Source organism: Pseudomonas sp. BN414 (assembly GCF_029871275.1).
GTDB classification, from domain to species: Bacteria; Pseudomonadota; Gammaproteobacteria; order Pseudomonadales; family Pseudomonadaceae; genus Metapseudomonas; species Metapseudomonas resinovorans_C.
Genome location: NZ_SSOL01000036.1, coordinates 1 through 21283, shown reverse-complemented (window position 1 = coordinate 21283; position 21283 = coordinate 1). Strand labels below are relative to the sequence as shown.

Sequence of the window (21283 nt, the reverse complement as noted above, 5' to 3'; positions counted from 1 at the left end):
CGCAATGAAGTTTCATTTGATGCAAACAGGTGTGATCGGTCGTCGTTATGAGCTGGAAGCGGGTATGGCTGGGCAGCGTCCTGAGTTGTATCAGCGCTTTCTATCCGAAGTGCGTGATTACGTTCGTCTGGCGGATGAGCTTGGTTATGCAGGCTATTGCCAGCCTGAGCATCACCTGCAGATCGAAGGTTTTGAGATCAACAACCATCCCGGCATGTTCAGTCTCTATGTGGGCCTGCATTCCAAGCGGATGAAGGCCGGCATCATGGGGTACACCCTGCCGACCCATAACCCGGTGCGTATCGCTGAAGAAATCGCCACCCTTGACCACATGCTCCAAGGGCGCCTGATGGTTGGTTTCACCCGTGGCTACCATGCGCGCTGGGTCGACTCCTATGCTGCGCGTCCGGGTGTCAGCGCCACTACGCCGGACAACGCCAAGGCCCGCGACGAGCAAGATGCGCTGAACCGCGAAGTCTTCGAGGAATCGCTGCAGGTCATCAAGAAGGCCTGGGCCAACGACGTGTTCAGCCACAAGGGCAAACACTGGGAGTTTCCGCCAAATGGCGGCTCTGCCGGTCACCCGGCCTATGCCAGCATGGGCAAGGGCATGGATGCAGATGGCATCGTGCGCCAGATCGGCATTGCGCCGAAGTGCTACCAGAGTCCCCACCCGAAAATTTACGGCGGCTTTGCCGGCAGCATGCGCACCGTCGACATGTGGGCCCGGGAAGGCGGCAAGCCAATCGTGCTGGCTTCCGACCTGGACTTCTGTGATGCCCTGTGGACCCGCTATGCCGATACCGCACGCCAGCACGAGCGGGAGGTTGCCCGTGAGGATGTTGCTGCCTGGGGTGGTTTCCTGATGCTGACCGATGACAAGGACAAGGCCAAGCAGTTGATGGCCGAGCACAAGTGGTTCTGGGACAAGTGGTTCATCCCGTTCGGCCAGAAAATGCCGAACGTGCTGATCGGCTCGGCTGACGAGATCGCCGATCAGATCGGCCGCGCCCACGACCGCCTGGGCTTCAACGAGCTGTTCCTGATGTTCGGTCAGGGTCACCTGGACCCGGAGCAGAACAACGAGGAACTGGAAAAGTTTGCCAGCCTGGTGGCTCCTCGCTTCGCGACCAAGGATGCCGAAGGCACGCTGGTTTAACACTGGCCAGTGCACAGTTGAAGCGGGTCGGAACTAGTCCTACCTGCTTCGATTGTGACGACCTGATCAGCCCGAGATGCCGTGAAGGTATTAAGGGTGAACGCAACGCGAATTTATCTGGAGTTGCATCATGAGTGACGTCACCACAGAGAACGTACGAGACGCGATCGATCCGCAATGGTTCAGAACCGTTCTGGGCCAATATCCCACCGGCGTATGTGCCATTACTGCGATGGATCAGGACGGTAGGGTGTCGGGTATGGCAGTTGGGTCGTTCACCTCGGTATCGCTTAATCCTCCTTTGGTGGCGTTTCTGCCCGATCGCAGTTCCACCAGTTGGCCGAAGATTGAGTGTGCCGGTAAGTTCTGCGTCAATGTGCTAAGTAATCAGCAACTGGGTGTCTGTAAGCGCTTTGCTTCCAAAGCGGAAGATAAATTTGCCGGGCTGGAATACGAGCTATCAAACAATGGCTCCCCAGTGCTTGCGGGCGTGGTGGCCTGGATCGATTGTGACTTACATTCCGTTCAGGAAGCAGGTGATCACTATATCGTCATTGGTGCAGTTCGTGAGTTGCAAATCGAGTCCCAAGATTCTGCTCTGCTTTTCTACCGTGGCGGATATGGTGGTTTTGCATCTCTGTAAATTGAAACTAGCAAGTTGCTGCATGTCGGTTATGCGCAAGGCTCGGCCGAACCTTGGCAAGATTGCGCGAAACTCGTTTGCGCCGCGTAATCTAGGTGCGAGTAATGTTTACCGGAATTATTGAAGCGGTTGGTTTGATAGGCTTGATCGAGCCATGCAATGGTGATCTGAGGGTCTTCGTTCAGACTGGGACGATGGATTTGAGTGGTATGGCGCTAGGGGAAAGTGTCGCGGTCAACGGTATCTGTCTGACAGTCGTCAGTTTGCTGCAGGATGGTTTCTGGGCTGATGTCAGCCAGGAAACGCTTAGCCGCAGCAGTCTGGCGGGGCTGCGACACGGCGATCGTGTCAATCTGGAAAAAGCGCTTAGGGCGGACTCGCGGTTGGGCGGTCATTTGGTCAGTGGACATGTCGACGGGCTCGGCAAGGTGGTTTCGCTGTCACGTGACGCGCGCTCATGGCTGATTCGCATCCAGGCGCCTGCAGCGCTCACCCACTATATAGCGGAAAAAGGCTCGATTACCGTAGATGGTGTCAGTTTGACGGTCAACGCGGTGGCAGGCGACTGCTTTGATCTGAATATAGTGCCGCACACCATGCAAATGACTATCATGTCCAGCTACCAAATCGGCCAGCAGGTCAACCTCGAAGTTGACCTGCTTGCACGGTATCTAGAACGCCTTCTGGCCGGTCGTCAGCATGAAAGACCGGGCGGAGAGGGTGGGCCCCCCTTGGAACTTTGCAAGTGTTTGTAAATGCGGGCTGAATCAGGCAACTCATGATGCGCCGGCAGTGTGAAATTCTGCCCAGCAATTGATCAACGTTGTTGTTGACTTTTGTCGATCGCGGTACCATCTTTTGGTATTTAAACGGTGCCGAGCACATAATTAACAGCGTGCAGAAGGCTGCCAGAGTAACAACTGCCTTCTGTCCGTAGTGGAGGACGCTCAATGACAAAAACAACAGAATGGTTTGAGGTTTCCCCAATAGGCGACCTCATCGTACGAGGGGCGCATTTGCAGCCAGCACGGGATGCGGTCGTTTTCCCTGAGGAAAGGCGCACCTACCGGCAGTTGTGTGACAACGCCATACAGGTGGCCCGAGGTCTTATAGCTCTCGGAGTTCGTCCTGGTCAGCATGTTGGGCTGATGTCCGCCAACAGCCCTGAATTCATTGAAGGTTTTCTCGGCGCGGTGATGCTCGGTTGTGTAGCGGTGCCGATCAATGCCCGGCACAAGGCCAGCGAGATTGGCTACATCATCGAAAACGCCAACCTTGTCGCTTTGCTGACTACTGCCGACGACAGCGAGTACACCAATTTCACCGCGCTGTTCTGCGATGCATTGCCCTCATTATCTAAGGCTGAGAACCCGGCAGCCCTGGTCCTGCCAGAAGTACCCTGCCTGCGTAGTACCGTGTTGCTCAAGGGCGAGTGCCGTAAGGGGTTTGTCGGGCGTTCGGAATTCGATCGTTTGGCACAGAGCATCAATGCGAACCAAGTGCATGAGGCTCGCTTGCGCGTGCGTATTCGCGATCTGGCACTGTTGGTCTACACCTCTGGCACAACGGCCAACCCCAAGGGCTGCATGCTGACCCATGAAGCCATTGTACGCGGCTCGGTGCAGCGTGCCCGTTCACGGTTTGCCACAGACGAACACCATGTTGCCTGGAACCCAGGTCCGCTGTTCCACATTGCAGCGATCGCTCCCTTCCTCGGCGTGATTGGAACCCTTGGCACGTACCTAACCGATACCTTTTTTGAGCCCGGGCGAGCCATTGCCTTGATGGAAAGGGAAGGGGTGAGCATGGCTTGGCCTTGGTTCCCCGCCATCGTACAGGGCCTGCTCGATCACCCTGATTTTGATGCCGGCAAACTGAGGTCGCTGCGCAAGATTATGCTGATCGGCCCTCCTGCTCTGGTCAAAACGGTTCAGAAGACCTTTCCGGACGCTGAGCTTTTCCAAGCCTGCGGCATGACCGAGACTGCCGGTATCTTTGCTCTGACCGACGCCGACGAAACGGCAGAACAGCGCGCCAACACTCAGGGGCGTCCTGCGGTTGGAATGGAGGTACGCGTTGCCAGTCTTGATGGAAAAGGCGATGCCGCACCTGGCGAAGTAGGTGAAATTCTGGTGCGCGGCTTCTGCGTAATGGAAGGCTACTATCGCGACCCAGTGAAGACCGCTGACACCTTGGACAAAGATAGGTGGTTGCATACCGGCGACCTCTATTTGCGCACCGAGGACGGCAGCCTGGTATTCAACGGTCGCCTCAAGGATATGCTCAAGGTCGGCGGTGAAAACGTCGCAGCTATCGAGATCGAATCTTACCTCTGTGAGCATCCCTGCGTGGCCATTGCGGAAGTGGTTGGCAAGCCTGATCCGCGCCTGGACGAAGTGCCGGTGGCCTTCGTCGAGCTTAAGCCGGGCAAGACTGTCGAAGCTGAAGAGCTGATCGCCTTCTGTAAAGGAAATATCGCTAACTACAAGATCCCTCGGGCTGTGCATTTTGTTGAGCCGGGTAACTGGCCTATGTCAGCAACTAAGGTTAACAAGCGTGCGCTGCGCAGCATGCTGACCGACTAGGCCGCAGCGTAGCGACGGACGCTGTTGCAACCCGGTCATAGCAGAACCGAACGGAGTATCCGGATATGGAGCAGAGTAGCGAATGTTGACACTCGAAGAGATCGGTACCTATGTAGAGGACTTTCTCGAGTCCCAGGTGGACGGCGAGCCACTATCCGATCGGGACGCCGCGCTAATTGGCCTTGCGGTCCGAATCTCGCCTTCGGCCCTGGATATGCAGGGGACGCAAGACTATGTGCGGCGGGCATTGGATGCCGGTGCGAGCGCGGCACAGGTGCATGAAGTACTGGTGCTGGTCTCTGGCCTAGGAGTGCACACCCTTATGGTGGGCTCGTCTACTGTGGCCGCGGTTCTGCGTGAGCGGGGCGACCTGTCCATCAGCGCGCCGCTGGATAGCCTGCGCCAGCAGCTTTGGGATCAGTATGTTGGTGATGATCCGTTCTGGGGCAGCATGGAGCAGCAGGTACCCGGTTTTCTGGACGCGCTGCTCCGTCAGTCGCCCGAGGCCTTTGAGGCATTCTTCAAATACTGCGCTGTGCCCTGGAAAACCGCGGCACTGCGTGCGTACCTCAAGGAGCTGATTTCCTTGGCGGTGGATGCCGCACCATCTCATCGCTTCATGCCGGGGCTGCGCCTGCATCTGGCCAATGCAGTGCAGTTGGGCGTTGGGCGCAAAGCTATTCTGCAAGCTCTGGCGATTGCCGCGGATGCCCCGCTGCACCGAGGGATCGCATAAGTCTCTGTTAGGAACGGCGGAAGAGGGTCGCAGGTGCGCAGCGATAATAAAGCCCAGATACTGACTTCTGACGCTGGTTTCTGGTAGTAGATCGAAGCACAGGGAAGTGATCGCCGGACCTGAACCGCCATCTGTCAGTTCCCTACGCGGAAGAGGGCGAGGTCATGTCATTTGCGCCGTCAACGCCCGTTCCACGCACATTTGCGCCGTTCTGGGAGGGGATATTCAGCCTGCCGCGTACCATGTACCTCTTTAGGGCGATGCGGTGCAATGCTTGTTGGGGATCGAGCTGGGCAGAGCATGCCTGATTGCCTTTTGATGAGCTGGTGCACAGGCCCATGAATTGATGAGCCTTATCAGGATTACCGAACAGGGTGTTATTCGGCGAGATTGCTTTCAATTTCGATGAGCTTTACTGGTCAGCAGCAGCCATTGGGAGCTGACTGCCATAACCACTGTGGAGTGCAAGCACGGCCGGAGTTATTCCCTGTTTGCCCGCGTCACACTGGAATCGTGGATCCCACGCCATTCGGACACTCAGCCCGCGCTGATCCGGACATCTGTTCCATGACCATTCTGACAGGCAGTCTGTGCGCAGCGACGCAGGGTTGGCATTGTTTGTCGGAGCTGCCCGGCGGCGTCAATTTCCGCGACTGCTTGCGCATCGACTCGCCCTTGAGCCGGATAAGCTAAACGCTCCAGGGGACATCTTTGCTTCGAAAAAGCGACCAATGGTGGTGTAAATCCTGTGTGACTACCTGCCGGAGAAGTGTCCGTATGGTCGCAGAATCGGTGTTCGGATGCGCGTGGAAGGGGGAAGAGTCAGCGCGGAATCCACAAAAGCACGCCGTAGGTACTATACGCAAGGCAAGATTTGCTGATCCGGTCGCCATGAAGGTCATCGCCGCTGAAGGATGACCCCGCCCCGATTCGCAGAGATGGCTGGACCGTCAACGCGCTAAGGCTGGGGGCGTGGGCCGGTCAATAAAGGCCCGATGTCTTCGACATTGCATTCGCCGAATAGCGAGGTGACTGTGTTGCTGAGTTCTGCCCGCACAGTACCTCACCTCACCTCACCTCACTGCCCGCTACTGAGTGCCTCGGTAGCTGTTATCGAGGCGCCGCCTGAGCCGCGAGAGCGCTGAGTGCGCTCGCGTCACCACGTGTCGATGAAGGGGCGCCTCTTGCCCTGCCTTGGCCCCACCGTCTTTAACGACTGCAGGCAGCGTACTAGCCACTGGCGTGATGTGGCCGGATCGATGACGGCATCAAACTCAAGCGATGCGGCAACACTGCTGGCCTTACCGCGTTGGTAATAGTCGTTGACCAATTTGTCGAACAGCAGCTTCCGCTCTTGTTGGTCGGCAATGGCTTCCAGTTCGTCGCGATAGGCAAGTCTAACAGCGCCTTCAAAACCCATGCCGCCAAACTCGCCGGTCGGCCAGGAAGCAATGAAGAGCGGTGCGTGGAAGGATCCGCCGGTCATCGCCATGGCGCCCAGGCCATAGCCCTTGCGTAGTATCAAGCTGAACATTGGTGTGGCCATATTCGCGGCCACCGCGAATATTCGACCGGAATGGCGCACAAGCGCAGTTTTCTCGTTCTCCGGACCGACCATAAAACCGGGGGTATCGCACAGGCTGAGCACCGGCAAATCAAAAGCATCACAGAGCTGTAAGAAGCGCGAGGCTTTGTCTGCGGCGTCGGTATCGATGGCCCCACCGAGGATGCGCGGATTGTTGGCTATCACCCCGAGCGAACGCCCTTCAATGCGTATTAGCGCGGTGATCATATTGGCGGCAAACTGCTCGCGCAGCTGTATGGCCGAGCCGCTATCCGATAGCGTCTCGATTACTGACCACATGTCATAGGAGCGAAGGCGATTGTCCGGCACACTGTGGCGTAGCGCGCGCTGGTCAGCCGATTCCCAGTGCTCCAGCGAACCCTGAAAATAGCCCAGTAGCTTTTTGGCCAGCGCGGTGGCTTGCGCCTCGTCATCAACCACACAATCGATCACCCCATTCTTAGCCTGCAGATTTACCGGGCCAATATCCTCCGGTGCATGCACACCTAGTCCTGCGCCCTCGATCATCGCTGGGCCAGCCATGCCGACATTGGCGTCCTGGGTGGCAATGAGGATGTCGCTGCCACCAGCCAACACGGCATTGCCGGCAAAGCAGCGGCCGCTGACGATGCTGATGCGCGGGGCCAGACCACTGAGCTGGGCAAACTGCAGGAAGCTGGGCATGTTCAGCCCGGTTGCCCGAGTAGCATCGTCGCTGTCCCCTGGCCGGCCGCCTCCCCCTTCGGCATAGATGATCAGGGGAATTTCCAGCTCGTTGGCGATACCGAGCATGCGCGACAACTTCTTGTGGCTCATGATGCCCTGTGTGCCGGCCAGCACGGTGTAGTCGTAGGCCAGCACCATGCACCGGGCTTGTTGGGGCTGGAACTGATTGCCATTGACGCTGGCAACCCCTGCAATCAGACCGTCCGCTGGTGTCGAGATGGCCAGTTCCTGTTCGGAAAAACGGCTGCGCTGGGCTGCAAATGTAAGGGCCCCATATTCAATGAAACTGTCTGCATCACACAGGTCTGCTATGTTTTCGCGAGCAGTGCGCTTGCCTTTTGCATGCCGGCGCGCCACTGCCTGCGGACGCGACGCATCTTGGCCGAGGGCGTGGCGTGATAGGACCTCGGAGAGGTCCGCTCTGGCCGTGTCCAGGTCAACCGCGTGTAGCGATCTGCTATCGACCGAATCGACATCGGCCTCTTGAAGATAGAGCAGGGCTTGGTTTGCGGTAACGGCCGAATGCATGTCCACACTGACACGACGGATAATCCCGCTAGCTGGCGCGCTGATCACATGCTGCATCTTCATGGATTCGATCATCGCCAGCGCCTGCCCCTTGTGCACCGGCTGATCCTCGGCGACATGCAGTTCAATCAGCAGGCCGCTCATGGGGGCGGTAATCATTCTCAGACCATCCAGAAAATGCTCATCTGGATGTGCTGTGGGAGCAGGACCGGATGACTCGGTAAAGAACTGTTGTGGGTGCTTCTGGCTCGGACTGCGAATTAGCTGCCCCAGGTGCTCATCAATAAAGCGGGTATACACCTGGCTCTCGACCACCGCAGGGTGGCAAAGCAGGTTCTTGAGGAACTCGATATTGGTTTCGACACCTTGTATGCGCGTTTGACAAAGGGTGCGATAGACGCGCTGAGCGAGCTCGCTGAAGCTTCCGGAAGGGCTGTGCACAATCAGTTTAGCTAGCAGCGAATCGTAGCGGGGATTGATGCTGTACCCGGCGTAACCAAAACTGTCGACCCGAATGCCTGGGCCGCCCGGCGGCTCGAAGATGCTGAGCGTGCCGCCACTCGGCAGTACACTGCCGTCAGGCTGCATGCTTTCCATATTGATGCGTAGTTGCATGGCAAAACCCTGCGCAGGAGGAATGTCCGCCTGTTGCAGATGCAGGCTGCGTAATGTCTCGCCGCCGGCTAGGCGCAATTGCGCCTGCACCAGATCAATCCCGGTGACGGCCTCGGTGATGGTGTGTTCCACCTGCAGTCGCGGGTTGGCTTCTATGAAGAAGAAGCGGCCGGTTTGCTCATCGAGCAGAAATTCGAAGGTGCACAGGCTGCTGAGGCCAACCGTGCGGGCCAGCCTGAGTGCGGCATCAATCAGTGCTTCGCGTAGGTCGCTGCTGAGCGACGGACTCGGGGCAATTTCCAGCATCTTCTGGTGCTTGCGTTGCAGGCTGCATTCCCTTTCCCACAAGTGGCTCACTTCTGTGCCGTCACCGATCACTTGCACTTCTATATGCCGTGCGCGGGCCACCATTTCCTCGATGTACAGCTCATGATCGCCAAAAGCTGACAGAGCCTCGGCGCTGCACTGATGGAAGGCTTCTTCCAGCTGATTGGCATCGCGTAGTATTCGCATGCCACGGCCACCGCCACCGGCAATCGCCTTGAGCAGCGCTGGGTTTCCCGCTGGCAAGTTGGCAAGAAAAGCGCGAGCTTGCTCTAGATCGATTGCGCCGTCAGTTCCGGGAATCACCGGAACTGCGCACTGCTTGGCCAACACTCTGGCGCTGGCCTTATTGCCAAGTCTGGCGAGGACATCCGCGGACGGGCCGACGAAGCGGATATTGGCGGCTTCACATCGTCTGGCAAAGTCCGGCTGTTCACTGAGGAAGCCGTACCCAGGGTGGATGGCATCACAGCCATGCTGGCGGGCCAGGGTAATCAGTTGCTGCGCATCCAGATAGGCCGCTGCGCCAACGCCTTCGAGCGGGATGGCCTGGTCGGCGATACGGGTATGTAGGCATCGCGCATCATCCTGCGGGTACACTGCGAAGCTGGTGATACCTAAGTCGGCTGCAGCACGGGCAATACGGATGGCCACCTCTCCACGATTGGCGATCAGAAGCTTGTTGATCATGTTTTGCCCTTCTAAATACAAAAAAGGCCGAACGCTTAGCGCCCGGCCCCGGTGCGACAGGCTAGGCTCAGCGTCCCTTCCATTCCGCTTTACGTTTCTCGATAAAGGCGTTACGGCCCTCGAGTACGTCTTCGCTGGAGGCATATTCCTCGATCGACTCGAAACGGGTTGCCAGGGCAACTTCAAGCGGGTAGTCGAGGCGGCTCGTTGCTGCGTCCTTGGCGGCCTGGTTGGCTAGCGGGGAAGCGGCTGCGACCTTTTCCGCCCAGCGCATGGCTGCTTCGGCCAGGTTGGCCGGCTCGACTACTTCATTCACCAGGCCATAGCTGAAGGCGTCCTGGGCGGACATGCGATCCCCGGTCAGGATCATGGCCATGGCAATGCGCTGCGGGAGCTGACGAACTGCGCGGTGAACGACGCCGCATTCGCCGATGATGCCGGCCTTCGTCTCCGGCAGGCCGAATTGAGCATTGTCTGCCGCAACGATAATGTCGGCACACAAGGCCAGCTCGAAACCACCGCCTAGCGCATAGCCCTGAACAGCGGCAACCAGTGGCTTCTTCAGTTTCACCAGCGGGCCACCGATACCGGTCAGGCCACCACCGACAGCCATGCGCGATGCACGTTCGGTGCCGCCACTGATATCACCGCCAACACAGAAAGCGCGGTCACCCTCTGCAGAAAGCACGGCTACCCAGACTTCCGGATTGCGGTTAATTTCCTGCCATGCATCAAACAAGGCCTGATCCATATCGCCATTGATGGCGTTGAGGGATTTGGGGCGGTTCAGCCGTACGTGAGCAATATGGCCTTCAATGTAGAAGTCGACGTTAGACATGGCTCTTATTCCTGTATTTTTTTCGCCGGGGTCAGGGGGGTCGTCCGCTCTGAGCGGTAGAGTTTTATCGACTCCTTCAGACCTATTTCGGCAAGCTTCTGTTTGATTTCCAGCACCGAGGGCGCCACGTGTAGCAGTGCGTCCATCTCGGCTACCGCAGCTCCGGCAGAACGGAAGCCCATCGCTTCGGCGGCACGGTTGATGGACAGTTTCTTGATTCGCAGAACTTCGGGTGGTGTCAGGGCAATGCGCTCGGCGAGACTTTCGACACACTCAATGAGCTGGTCTGGAGGCACGCTATGATTGGCCCAACCCCACTCGACTGCAGTTTTCCCATCAATGCTGTTGCCAGGTACGAAAGCCAATTCCTTGGCCCGCTTGGCTCCCACCAGTGGTACCCAGAGGGGGGCAATGTAGCCGCCCCCAATCGGGATCGTCGGCTCACCGATCTTGGCGTCATCGGTCACAACGGTGATATCCGCATACACGCAGATCTGTGTGGCTCCCGCGATGCAGTAGCCGTGAACAGCGGCGATGATCGGTTTGGGGTGATCCCACATCGCCACATAGCGGTCCACATTCCGGCGCAGACGCTCGCGATCAGCGAGAGGATCGGGTACGAGACTGCCGTAGCCGTTTGCCTTGCCAACTTGGCCTATGTCGTAGCCAGCCGAAAAACCGCGTCCTTCTCCCCGTATGCCAATCACCGGGCCGCCTTCGGTTGCGAGACGCTTAAGGGCATCAGAAAACTCATCGAGCAACTCGTTCGACAGCGCATTTGCACTGTCAGGCCGATTGAGAATCAGCCAGGAAATTTTCTCCCTGTGCTCGATGCGGATGTGTTCGTAAGGGTAGGAAGACGCGGCGCTCATATCAGCTGCGTCCTATCGGCAGGGTTTTCTTCACATGAAAGTCCTTGTCGCCGGTCACGCGCAGCTCGCGGCGCTTGAACTGCCATTTGCCATCTGTGCGCACGATGACATCGTGATACTGACCCCACACATGGCTGTCAGGCATTTCACGGTTGTAGCGGTGCCATGCATAGAGAACAGAGCGCACAGTGGCTTCGTCCGGACCGGTGAAGTCGACGACGATATTCGATACATGGTGGCTAGTGGCCTTGAAGAAGGAGCCAACACCTTCAAGAGTCTTGGCGTAGGCTGCGCGCCCCTGCGCGCCAAAGCCGCCCGGGCCGTAGATGACCTCACAGTCTTCGGTGAATAGGGCAGCCAGCTCGGCTGCCTGATTCATGTCGAGATGGAAGGCATAGGTGAACAGCAGGCGCTCAATGGCCTGGGTGTCTATAAGTTGTTGCAGCTGGGTTTCTTGGGTCATGTTGTTCTCCTCAGTCAACGTTAGAGTTGACTGATACTATTTATTTGTCAACGCGCGTGTCAACTTTCATTTCTTGCTTTCTGTCGGGGCGGCCTGCGCATTCCTTGGCGGCAGCGATCACTGATGCTGTGGCCGGGGTTAGGCGGTGCGGGTAGGGAGGGCTTGATGGAGGTGTTTTGAGTGGCTGGGGAATGGCACCTCCGGTCATTCCTTCTATGCTGTTCTGAGTGGAGTAGACAGGCTGAAGTGTTCTATTCGGGTGTCTGGTTGCAGTGCTGCCAGCTTCTGCGCTTGTAGCGATGTGTCCGAGAGCTAGAGGTCTGTCATGCCAGCTACTTGGTGCAGATGGGCTTGTAGCGTGAGCGGTGCCTACGAGGGCTGCTAAGTCCAAGCGCTAAGCCAATGCCTGTCAGTCTGTAAGGCGCCGCGTTCTGTGGCGTGAGAGCGCTGCGTTCCGCTGGTGCTTACATTTTTTCGGCCTGATTGCAGGGCATCGAACGCAACATGAGTTGAGGATCGTTGGCCGATGAAGTCTTCGTCTTGGCATCGTTCAGGGCCACGTAAGCTGCCGAGCCCTACTCGCAAGCGCAGTGGCATAGCAATGAGAAAGGGCATTGGCGCTGAGCGGATTCCGGTTCTGGTCGTGCGCAGTGACGGAGCGGGCAGCCTGCAGACTTCTATTTGGTGAAGCAGTCTATGGCGCACCACATAGGTGCGGTCGTACGGCCATTATTCGACCCGCGCAGGGTTTTGCGAATCGATAGCGCAGTGCTCCACTACGGCCTGCCAGGGCTGAGGGGGGCTACCCGCCACCGCCGTAGTTTGCGCCAGAAGCGTCGTATTGCCGGTCCTTACCTTATCCAGAAGGTCGGCGCCTATGACAATCGTCTGAAGGCCTGGATGATTCACTTCCAGGGGGTAAGGACGAAACACTTGGCCAATTGCCTGGGCTGGAAACGTTTGGTCGAGAGCTATGGGAAGCCACATAAACCCTTTGATTTACATGAAGTAATTCCCCGATTTATGTCCCTTTTGGCAGCTAACGCCATAGCCTTCATTCCCCCATCATGCGCTTTGCGCGTCTCGGCAGCGCGACCGCTCCACCGTCAGTTGAGCGGCATCTCCCACCTGAATCGCGTTGGGAGGGGGCAGATTATCAACGTTGGAGTTGACGTTGTGGTGCTCGAATGATATATCAACGTCAGAGTTGAAAAAGTGAAGTGGCGGTTGCGATGGGGTTGGGCGCAATCCAGAGGAGAGTGGTGACGTACTGAAGCGCAGGCTGGCGTGCTGTTGGCCAGTAAAGGTCCGTGGACAGGAGAAGCAGAAATGCAAAAACAACAAAAAGAAATTGCAAGGTTTGGCAAGATTCAGTTCGGTCAAAAGAAGCTGAGAGCAGCGATCGCCCTTGCGACGATTTTCTCATCTGGTGCATCGCAGGCAGTCACTCTGAAGTCCGACCAGGACTGGACGATCAACTTCGATACGTCCCTGCAGTGGCTTGCAGGCTGGAGGGTTGAGGGGCGCGAACCGCGTATCGCGAACAATCCGAATAACCACGCCGCCGATCACAAATTTGATCGCGGGGAAATGGTTACGAACCGTGTTCAGGGATTGTTCGAGTTGCAGGGTGTCTATCAGGATAACTACGGTTTTCGTGTGTCTGCTTCGGCTTGGAATGACTTTGCTTACGACGATGATGTCGAAGTACGTCCGGGGTACCTGCCGACCTATAGCGATGGCAAATACAGCAGCCATACTAAGAAGTACCACATCCGTGGCGCTGAGTTACTTGATGCTTTCGTTTTCAGCAACTTCGAAGTCGCTGACCACAACGCATCTGTACGGCTAGGTCGCTTCAGTCAGCAGTGGGGTAACGCAGTATTCTTCGGTTACTCCGGTATTGCGTTCGGCCAGCATCCCGTTGACTTCATCAAGGGATTTTCTCAACCTGGCTCTTCCGTCAAAGAGTTGATCCTGCCGCGTACGCAGGTCTACGGCAGTTTCGATATCAATGATGAACTGTCAATCGCCGCACAGTATTTTCTCGAGTGGCGTCCCAATCGTTTCCCCGAAGGGGCTACCTATCTGGCACCTGCCGATATTCTCTTTGAGGGGCCGGATGTCGGCGGTAGCGTAGTACCAGGCGCTGTTGTTGGTGAGAGCGATGATCCCGATGATATCAACGACAACTTTGGTGTCCGCTTGGACTGGACTCCGGCCTGGGCTAATGGTGATCGCATTGGCTTTTATTACCGCCAGTACGACGAGCCGGAACCTGTTGCAACTCTGAACTTTCCGCAAGTTGAGTTGAAATACGCCGAAAAGTCCAAAATGTACGCGATGTCCTACGAGACAGCGATTGGGGCTAACAGCCTCGGCTTCGAAGTGAACTATCGTCAGGATACCGCGTTGCAATCCGTTTTCCCTTCCGAAGTGGCGAAAGGTGACTTGGTTAACGTGTTGGCGAACTCTTTGATCAGCCTGCCCGGCAATGCACTCTGGGACGCTGCAACCGTCCTCGGTGAAGTGACCTACACGCATCTGACTAAAGTGCATGACAAGGACATCTATAACGGTGAGGGTTATGCCTGTAAAGGTAACAGGAGTGATGGCTGTGGTACAGACAATGCAGTTGCAGTGGCGCTGCTGTTTGAGCCGTCCTGGCTGCAAATTCTTCCGTCCACTGACATAAGTCTCCCGATTTTCGTCCAGTATGGAGTTACCGGAAATCCGGCCTATGCAGCGGGGGGGTTTTATGCTGAGGACTCCGTCATTGCTTCTATTGGCGTGAAAGCAGCTGTTGCGCAAAAGCATTATTTTGCTCTGCAATATCAGGATTACTACTGGAATCCCACTGGTCGCATCGCTAACGGCGCACCCGGCGGTGATATTTATGCAGGTGGTAACGGTCCCACTGGTCTGAATGACAAGGGCTGGGTATCGCTTTCATACAACACCTCGTTCTAAAAGAGGGCCCAGCCTAGCGAGTCAAGCATTCAGTAATACTTACAAGCCTTACAGACACACTTGTTCCGATAATCACAAGAAGGAAGACAGCCGTGCTGAAAAAAACAATTATTGCCGGGCTGGTGCCTGCCCTGGCACTGTGCTTCGTAGGTAGTGCCTTGGCTGCCGTATCGGCAGAAGAGGCCAAGCGTCTTGGTGCGGATCTGACCCTGCATGGCGCCGAAAAGGCCGGTAATGCAGATGGTAGCATTCCAGAATACACAGGCGGACTGCAGCCGGTTCCTGGCTACAACCGGGAGACGATGCAGACTTATATCAATCCTTACAAGGATGAGAAGCCTCTGTTTTCCATTACGTCCGCCAATATGGAGCAGTATTCGCAGTTCCTCACAGAAGGTACCAAGGCTACGCTGCGTAAGTATCCCAGCTACAAGCTCAATGTGTACCCAACCCACCGTTCGGCGCGTTATGAAGACTGGGTGCTTAAAAACATTCAGGTGAATGCGACGACTGCCGAAATGACCGGCGAGAACATAGGAGATGGCATTAAGGGCGCCGGGCCTGACGGTCTACCCTTGCCGGGTGTTCTCTTCCCGATCCCGAAGAATGGCTATGAGGTGATGTGGAACCACAAGCTGTCCTTTGCACCGGCGATCATGCACCAGCACAATCAGGGCTTCGTGGTTGACTCCAAGGGCGGTGTGAGCGTGCTATCCACCCCAAACCAGTACCACATGCGCCCCTGGTATGACCAGAGCGGCAAGTTGCGTCAGGAGTCAAACGGCGCAATTCTATCGTTCTCGGCACTGCAAACCAGTCCGCCGCAATCCGCGGGCGTGACCTTCCTGAACTTCTATCTGCCGACCGCCGACAATGGTGGTCAACTGGTATGGTTCTACACTCCGGGTCAGCGCCGTGCACGTCGTGCGCCGGACTTTGCCTACGATCTGCCGATCAGTTCTTACGGTGGCGTACTGATGTGGGACGAGCTCTTCGGCTTCGTCGGCCGCATGGATCGCTTTGACTTCAAGTTGGTCGGTAAGGAGGAAAGGTTCGTACCCTACAACGCCTATACCCTGACTCAGGACGTCAATCCGCGTGACGCACTTGGCAAGGAGCACTTGGCTCCGGAAGCCCTGCGCTTCGAAAAACATCGGGTATGGATTGTCGAGGCCGATCGTAAGCCAGGTGCCCGCCATGTATATAGCAAGCGCCGCTTCTATATCGACGAAGATAGCTGGCAGATTGTTGCTCTGGAAACCTACGATAATGCCGGTAAGCTCTGGAAAAACGGTTTCATCGAGAGTTTCCCGACCTACGACGTAGGTGGAGTTAATAACAACACGTGGGCTTTCAATGATCTGGTTTCAGGCAACTACATGCTGATCAATGCCGGTGCTTCACAGCCTGGCTACTGGAACCGTTCCTATACCGCTATGGACGGTTTGCGTATTGCACTTACTCCGCGTGCAGTTGAAGCTCAGGGTGTTCGTTAACGGCTGAAGGACTTCTGGCGGGGGTGTAAACCCCCGCTAGGTTCCAACTTTCTTGTAAGTAATCGAGTTCACTTCTGCTTGCTGTGTTAGTTTCCTAAAAGTCTTTCGTGCACCAATGGCTTTGCTTAAGCAAAGAAGAGAAGCCCGTATGAAAAATAAATTGAATAAGCTGCTCAGGGTTTTTGTCCTTCCTTTTGTCATTTTGTTCGTGTTGGCTTCGTCATCAATGGCCGATTTCAAAGATCCTCTGGATTATGGCGCCATTGAACAGAAAAAGCCTCTGAATAAGCCCTTTATTGACAGTGCAAAAAGCGGGCATACATTAGTCGTGGTTGGGCCGCGAGGCTTGATTCTGTATTCCAATGATGGGGGAGGGAAGTGGGCTCAAGCCCAGGTTCCTATACAGAGCGACTTAGTTGCCATTGATATGGTCAACGAGTCAAAAGGTTGGGCAGTTGGGCATGATGGTGTGATTCTCGCCACTACTGATGGAGGCGCCACATGGGTCAAGCAACTTGATGGTCGAATGGCCAGCGAGCAGTTCATCAATTACTACAGTAAGCGTCTCAAACAGGGCGACAGCAGCGTTGAGAAGGCCCTTGAACTCACCGAACTCAATTATCGAGATGGTCCGGCCTTACCCTTTCTCGATGTCTGGTTTCGTGACGAGTTGACAGGTTTTGCCGTAGGTGGATTCGGAAACATTGCGCGCACTGATGATGGTGGCAAGACTTGGACACCATGGACGGACCGCATTGCCAATGAATCCGGTTTTCACCTCACTAGCGTCGTAGGCGTTGGTGATGATGTCTTTATCGGCAGCGAGCGTGGCGTGTTGTTCAGGTTGAATGCTGAGCGGCAGTTTTTCGAAATTATTGAAACCGGGTATTCCGGTAGCTTTACCGGAATTACCGGCGCTGATGGGCTGATCATCGCTTATGGCGTGGGCGGGGCGGCGTACCGCAGTACAGATCGAGGCAATACATGGGCGGAAGTCAAGGATCTGCAGGGTTCAACCATCAACGATGCTTTCAGACGGGCCGATGACAAAGGTTATATCTTTGCCAGTCAATCAGGTAAATTAATCATCAGTGACAAGAACTTTGCCAACCTTGAGGTGATCGACTCCGGCACACCCGTTAGTTTTACTTCGATTCTCGAAATGTCAGATCGTGAGTTGCTCGTTACTGACTTGCAGGGGCTTTCGAAAGTTTCGCTGGTGGATCACAAGATGACCAGAGTCACGTCTCAGGAGTAATGTCAGATGTTAAGTAATAATAAAGCTGCAGCAGGGCCTGGTTTGGATGTGACTGCCGGCACGTTTGACCGCTCATCAGGAGCCTTTCACGAACGGCTGTTTTTTAACAATCGCATATTGTTTCTTCTGGTCGGAGTTTTTGTAACGCTCTGTTTCGGTTTTCAGAGTGCGAAGCTTGGTGTAAACGCAAGTTTTGAAAAAATGATGCCCTCATCCCATGAGTACATCCAGAACTACCGCGCCTTTGCAAACAACCTGCGCAGTCTAGGCAACGCAGTTACAGTGGTAGTGGAGAACAAGAACGGGTCTATCTACGACGCCGAGTATCAAAAGACGCTGAGCGAGCTCAATGACAGGGTGTTCCTGATCAATGGAGTCGACCGGGCATTCGTACAATCCCTGTGGATGGCCTCGGTGCGCTGGACCGCGGTAACCGCAGAGGGCTTTGACGGCGGTCCGGTCATGCCACCGGATTATGACGGCTCGCCCAAAAGCCTTGAGCAGCTTCGTGCCAACGTCGAGAAGGCCGGGTTGAAAGGATCCCTTGTGGCTATGAACGAGCGCTCCAGCGCGATGTTCGTGCCCTTGATGGAGCGGGACCCGGTAACTGGTCAACTTCTTGACTACAAGGCTTTTACAGACAGCATCAATGCAATCAACGCAGAATTCCAGAGCAGGGGCGTCGAACTCCATGTCATCGGTTTCGCCAAACTGGTCGGTGACTTGATTTCCGGCCTTATGGAAGTGCTCAGTTATTTTGTTGTGGCTGCCGCGGTCGTATCGGTCATCGTTTACTGGTATTCGCGTTGCTTGACCAGTACCTTAATCGTGGTTGGCACTTCGCTGATTGGGGTGATCTGGCAGTTGGGGATCATGCAACTGTTCGGCTTTGTGCTGGATCCCTTTTCGGTACTCGTGCCTTTCCTGGTTTTCGCCATCGGTGTGTCCCATGGCTCGCAGATGATGAGTGGCATCATTCAGGACATTGGCGAGGGTGCCGATCGCTATGTGGCTGCGCGACTGACCTACAGGCGGCTGTGCCTGGCTGGCTTTGTGGCGCTGGTAGCCGATGCCTTAGGTTTTGCCGTGATCTCGGTGATCGATATTCCTGCTATCCGTGATTTGGCCCTACAAGCCACTGTTGGTGTCGCGGCGCTGATCATCACCAACTTGCTGCTCATTCCAGTGGTACTGTCCTTCACCGGTATCAGTTCCCGCGCGGCCCAGCGCGCTTCGAAGGTTCTGCACGGCGAGCACCTTATGGTCAGGTGGCTCGGTGATCTTGCTGAAAAGCGCGTTGCCCGCTTGGTGCTGATCAGCGTGGCAATTATCACAACTGCTAGTTTCATCCATGGTCAGAAGATAAGCATTGGTGATTCCGGGACCGGCGCCTCCGAGTTACGCGCGGATTCAATTTATAACAAAGATGTGAATTACATCCGCGAAAACTACGGTTTGTCGAAAGATATGTTTGCGGTGATTGTGACGACGCCGGAGGGTGGCCTAGGTAACTTTGAAACCCTGTTGCAAATTGATCGGCTGGAACAGCAGCTGAGTGACTTGCCTGGTGTACAGATCACCGAATCCGCAGCCAGCATGGCTCGCAGGCTCACTCCGGCAGGCTTTGAAGGCTCGCCCAAGTGGTACACCATCAGTCGTAGCCGCTATATCACCAATGACGCGGTAGACAACGTGTTTACCGCACGTCCAGGGCTGATCAACGATTCTCGTACAGTGGCACCGATAATTGTCTATCTGAGCAATCACAATGCCGAAACCCTGCAGCGCTTGACGCAGGTTGTTGAGGCGTTTGCCGCCGAAAATAACAATGAAGATCGGAAATTCCTGCTGGCCGGCGGCAACGCTGGTGTGGAAGCTGCCACTAATCAAGCAGTGGAAAAAGCCAGCTTCGAGATGGAAGTGCTAGTTTACGCAGCAGTGGTTCTGCTCTGCTGGATAACTTTCCGTAGCTGGCGTGCCGTGCTGGTGGCGATTCTGCCGCTGATTGTCGTGACCATTCTGTCCAAATCGTTGATGGTCCTGCTGGGAATCGGACTCAAGGTGGCTACCTTGCCAGTGGTGGCGCTGGGTGTGGGGATCGGCGTGGATTACGCGCTTTACATGCTGACTGTATTCCTAGCGTTTCAGCGTCAGGGTATGTCGGTCAAGGGAGCTTACACCAGTGCGCTGGCGTCTACCGGGCAGGTGGTGCTGCTGGTAGGTGTTACCCTGACAGCAGCGGTGGGTACCTGGATATGGTCTCCGATCAAGTTCCAAGCCGACATGGGCCTGCTGCTGGCCTTCATGTTCCTCGGAAATATGCTTGCGGCACTGATTATGGTCCCGGCGCTATCCGCTTATTTGCTGGCACCTAAGAAGGTTGAGCCTGAAGACTCCGTTGGGGTCGAATCAGATAGCGATCCTGTAACTAACCACGTCGCCCAAATGTCGGCCCTGTGAGCTGTCAGGAGGATTAGCCGCTGCTGGCTGTAGCACGCGTCTAAGGGGGCGGACACGTCAAAAGCAACGTGCCCGCCCTTTTCCGGGCGTTCGGCGATAAAGGTTTGGGCGTTTTTTTTTGCCCTGCAAATCAACATGAATGTTGACATTTGATGTTTGGTTGTCTGATAGTCAATCGATACGAGCCACAGCAGGAACCGAGGAGGCGCAATGAAGTTTCATTTGATGCAAACAGGTGTGATCGGTCGTCGTTATGAGCTGGAAGCGGGTATGGCTGGGCAGCGTCCTGAGTTGTATCAGCGCTTTCTATCCGAAGTGCGTGATTACGTTCGTCTGGCGGATGAGCTTGGTTATGCAGGCTATTGCCAGCCTGAGCATCACCTGCAGATCGAAGGTTTTGAGATCAACAACCATCCCGGCATGTTCAGTCTCTATGTGGGCCTGCATTCCAAGCGGATGAAGGCCGGCATCATGGGGTACACCCTGCCGACCCATAACCCGGTGCGTATCGCTGAAGAAATCGCCACCCTTGACCACATGCTCCAAGGGCGCCTGATGGTTGGTTTCACCCGTGGCTACCATGCGCGCTGGGTCGACTCCTATGCTGCGCGTCCGGGTGTCAGCGCCACTACGCCGGACAACGCCAAGGCCCGCGACGAGCAAGATGCGCTGAACCGCGAAGTCTTCGAGGAATCGCTGCAGGTCATCAAGAAGGCCTGGGCCAACGACGTGTTCAGCCACAAGGGCAAACACTGGGAGTTTCCGCCAAATGGCGGCTCTGCCGGTCACCCGGCCTATGCCAGCATGGGCAAGGGCATGGATGCAGATGGCATCGTGCGCCAGATCGGCATTGCGCCGAAGTGCTACCAGAGTCCCCACCCGAAAATTTACGGCGGCTTTGCCGGCAGCATGCGCACCGTCGACATGTGGGCCCGGGAAGGCGGCAAGCCAATCGTGCTGGCTTCCGACCTGGACTTCTGTGATGCCCTGTGGACCCGCTATGCCGATACCGCACGCCAGCACGAGCGGGAGGTTGCCCGTGAGGATGTTGCTGCCTGGGGTGGTTTCCTGATGCTGACCGATGACAAGGACAAGGCCAAGCAGTTGATGGCCGAGCACAAGTGGTTCTGGGACAAGTGGTTCATCCCGTTCGGCCAGAAAATGCCGAACGTGCTGATCGGCTCGGCTGACGAGATCGCCGATCAGATCGGCCGCGCCCACGACCGCCTGGGCTTCAACGAGCTGTTCCTGATGTTCGGTCAGGGTCACCTGGACCCGGAGCAGAACAACGAGGAACTGGAAAAGTTTGCCAGCCTGGTGGCTCCTCGCTTCGCGACCAAGGATGCCGAAGGCACG

At 56.1% G+C, this 21283-nt stretch carries 14 protein-coding genes; 10 read left to right on the top strand and 4 right to left on the bottom strand.

The window, feature by feature from the left end:
* The 5 genes from E8E95_RS06260 to E8E95_RS06240 form a co-directional block, all read left to right on the top strand.
* The coding region (locus E8E95_RS06260) for an LLM class flavin-dependent oxidoreductase (protein WP_218649258.1) at positions 1-1159 on the top strand (1159 nt) is incomplete at its 5' end.
* A gap of 130 nt (positions 1160-1289) precedes the next feature.
* Entirely contained in the window at positions 1290-1802 is a 513-nt protein-coding gene (locus tag E8E95_RS06255) for a flavin reductase family protein (RefSeq protein ID WP_179059757.1), read from the top strand.
* A gap of 104 nt (positions 1803-1906) precedes the next feature.
* Positions 1907-2557 (top strand): riboflavin synthase, encoded by a 651-nt coding sequence (locus tag E8E95_RS06250; protein WP_348529618.1) that lies wholly within the window; start codon positions 1907-1909, stop codon positions 2555-2557.
* Positions 2558-2752: 195 nt separating this feature from the next.
* Positions 2753-4387: an AMP-binding protein gene (locus E8E95_RS06245; RefSeq protein ID WP_280283408.1), complete on the top strand. Its 1635-nt coding sequence runs from the start codon at positions 2753-2755 to the stop codon at positions 4385-4387.
* 82 nt (positions 4388-4469) lie between these two features.
* Positions 4470-5123, top strand: coding sequence for a carboxymuconolactone decarboxylase family protein (locus E8E95_RS06240; protein WP_280283407.1), 654 nt, complete (start codon positions 4470-4472; stop codon positions 5121-5123).
* Between the two features lie 1156 nt (positions 5124-6279).
* Here E8E95_RS06240 and E8E95_RS06235 read toward each other — a convergent pair.
* The 4 genes from E8E95_RS06235 to E8E95_RS06220 form a co-directional block, all read right to left on the bottom strand.
* Positions 6280-9570, bottom strand: a complete 3291-nt coding sequence (locus E8E95_RS06235; RefSeq protein ID WP_280283406.1) for a carboxyl transferase domain-containing protein — start codon at positions 9568-9570, stop codon at positions 6280-6282.
* 67 nt (positions 9571-9637) lie between these two features.
* Positions 9638-10408 carry an enoyl-CoA hydratase-related protein gene (locus E8E95_RS06230; protein WP_280283405.1) on the bottom strand — a complete coding sequence of 257 codons (771 nt, stop codon included), beginning with the start codon at positions 10406-10408 and terminating at the stop codon, positions 9638-9640.
* 5 nt (positions 10409-10413) lie between these two features.
* Positions 10414-11280: an enoyl-CoA hydratase-related protein gene (locus tag E8E95_RS06225; RefSeq protein ID WP_280283404.1), complete on the bottom strand. Its 867-nt coding sequence runs from the start codon at positions 11278-11280 to the stop codon at positions 10414-10416.
* Between the two features lies 1 nt (position 11281).
* Positions 11282-11743, bottom strand: coding sequence for a nuclear transport factor 2 family protein (locus E8E95_RS06220; protein WP_280283403.1), 462 nt, complete (start codon positions 11741-11743; stop codon positions 11282-11284).
* 1329 nt (positions 11744-13072) lie between these two features.
* Between E8E95_RS06220 and E8E95_RS06215 the strand changes: the two genes are divergently transcribed.
* From E8E95_RS06215 to E8E95_RS06195, 5 genes are all read left to right on the top strand, one after another.
* Positions 13073-14713 (top strand): DUF1302 family protein, encoded by a 1641-nt coding sequence (locus tag E8E95_RS06215; protein WP_280283402.1) that lies wholly within the window; start codon positions 13073-13075, stop codon positions 14711-14713.
* Positions 14714-14805: 92 nt separating this feature from the next.
* Positions 14806-16209: a DUF1329 domain-containing protein gene (locus E8E95_RS06210; RefSeq protein WP_280283401.1), complete on the top strand. Its 1404-nt coding sequence runs from the start codon at positions 14806-14808 to the stop codon at positions 16207-16209.
* 148 nt (positions 16210-16357) lie between these two features.
* On the top strand, positions 16358-17467 hold the full coding sequence (locus E8E95_RS06205) for a YCF48-related protein (protein ID WP_280283400.1): 1110 nt from the start codon (positions 16358-16360) through the stop codon (positions 17465-17467).
* A 6-nt stretch (positions 17468-17473) separates the two neighbouring features.
* Positions 17474-19927, top strand: a complete 2454-nt coding sequence (locus E8E95_RS06200) for an MMPL family transporter (RefSeq protein ID WP_280283399.1) — start codon at positions 17474-17476, stop codon at positions 19925-19927.
* Between the two features lie 210 nt (positions 19928-20137).
* Positions 20138-21283: LLM class flavin-dependent oxidoreductase (locus tag E8E95_RS06195; protein ID WP_179057997.1), on the top strand; the 1146-nt coding region annotated here is incomplete at its 3' end.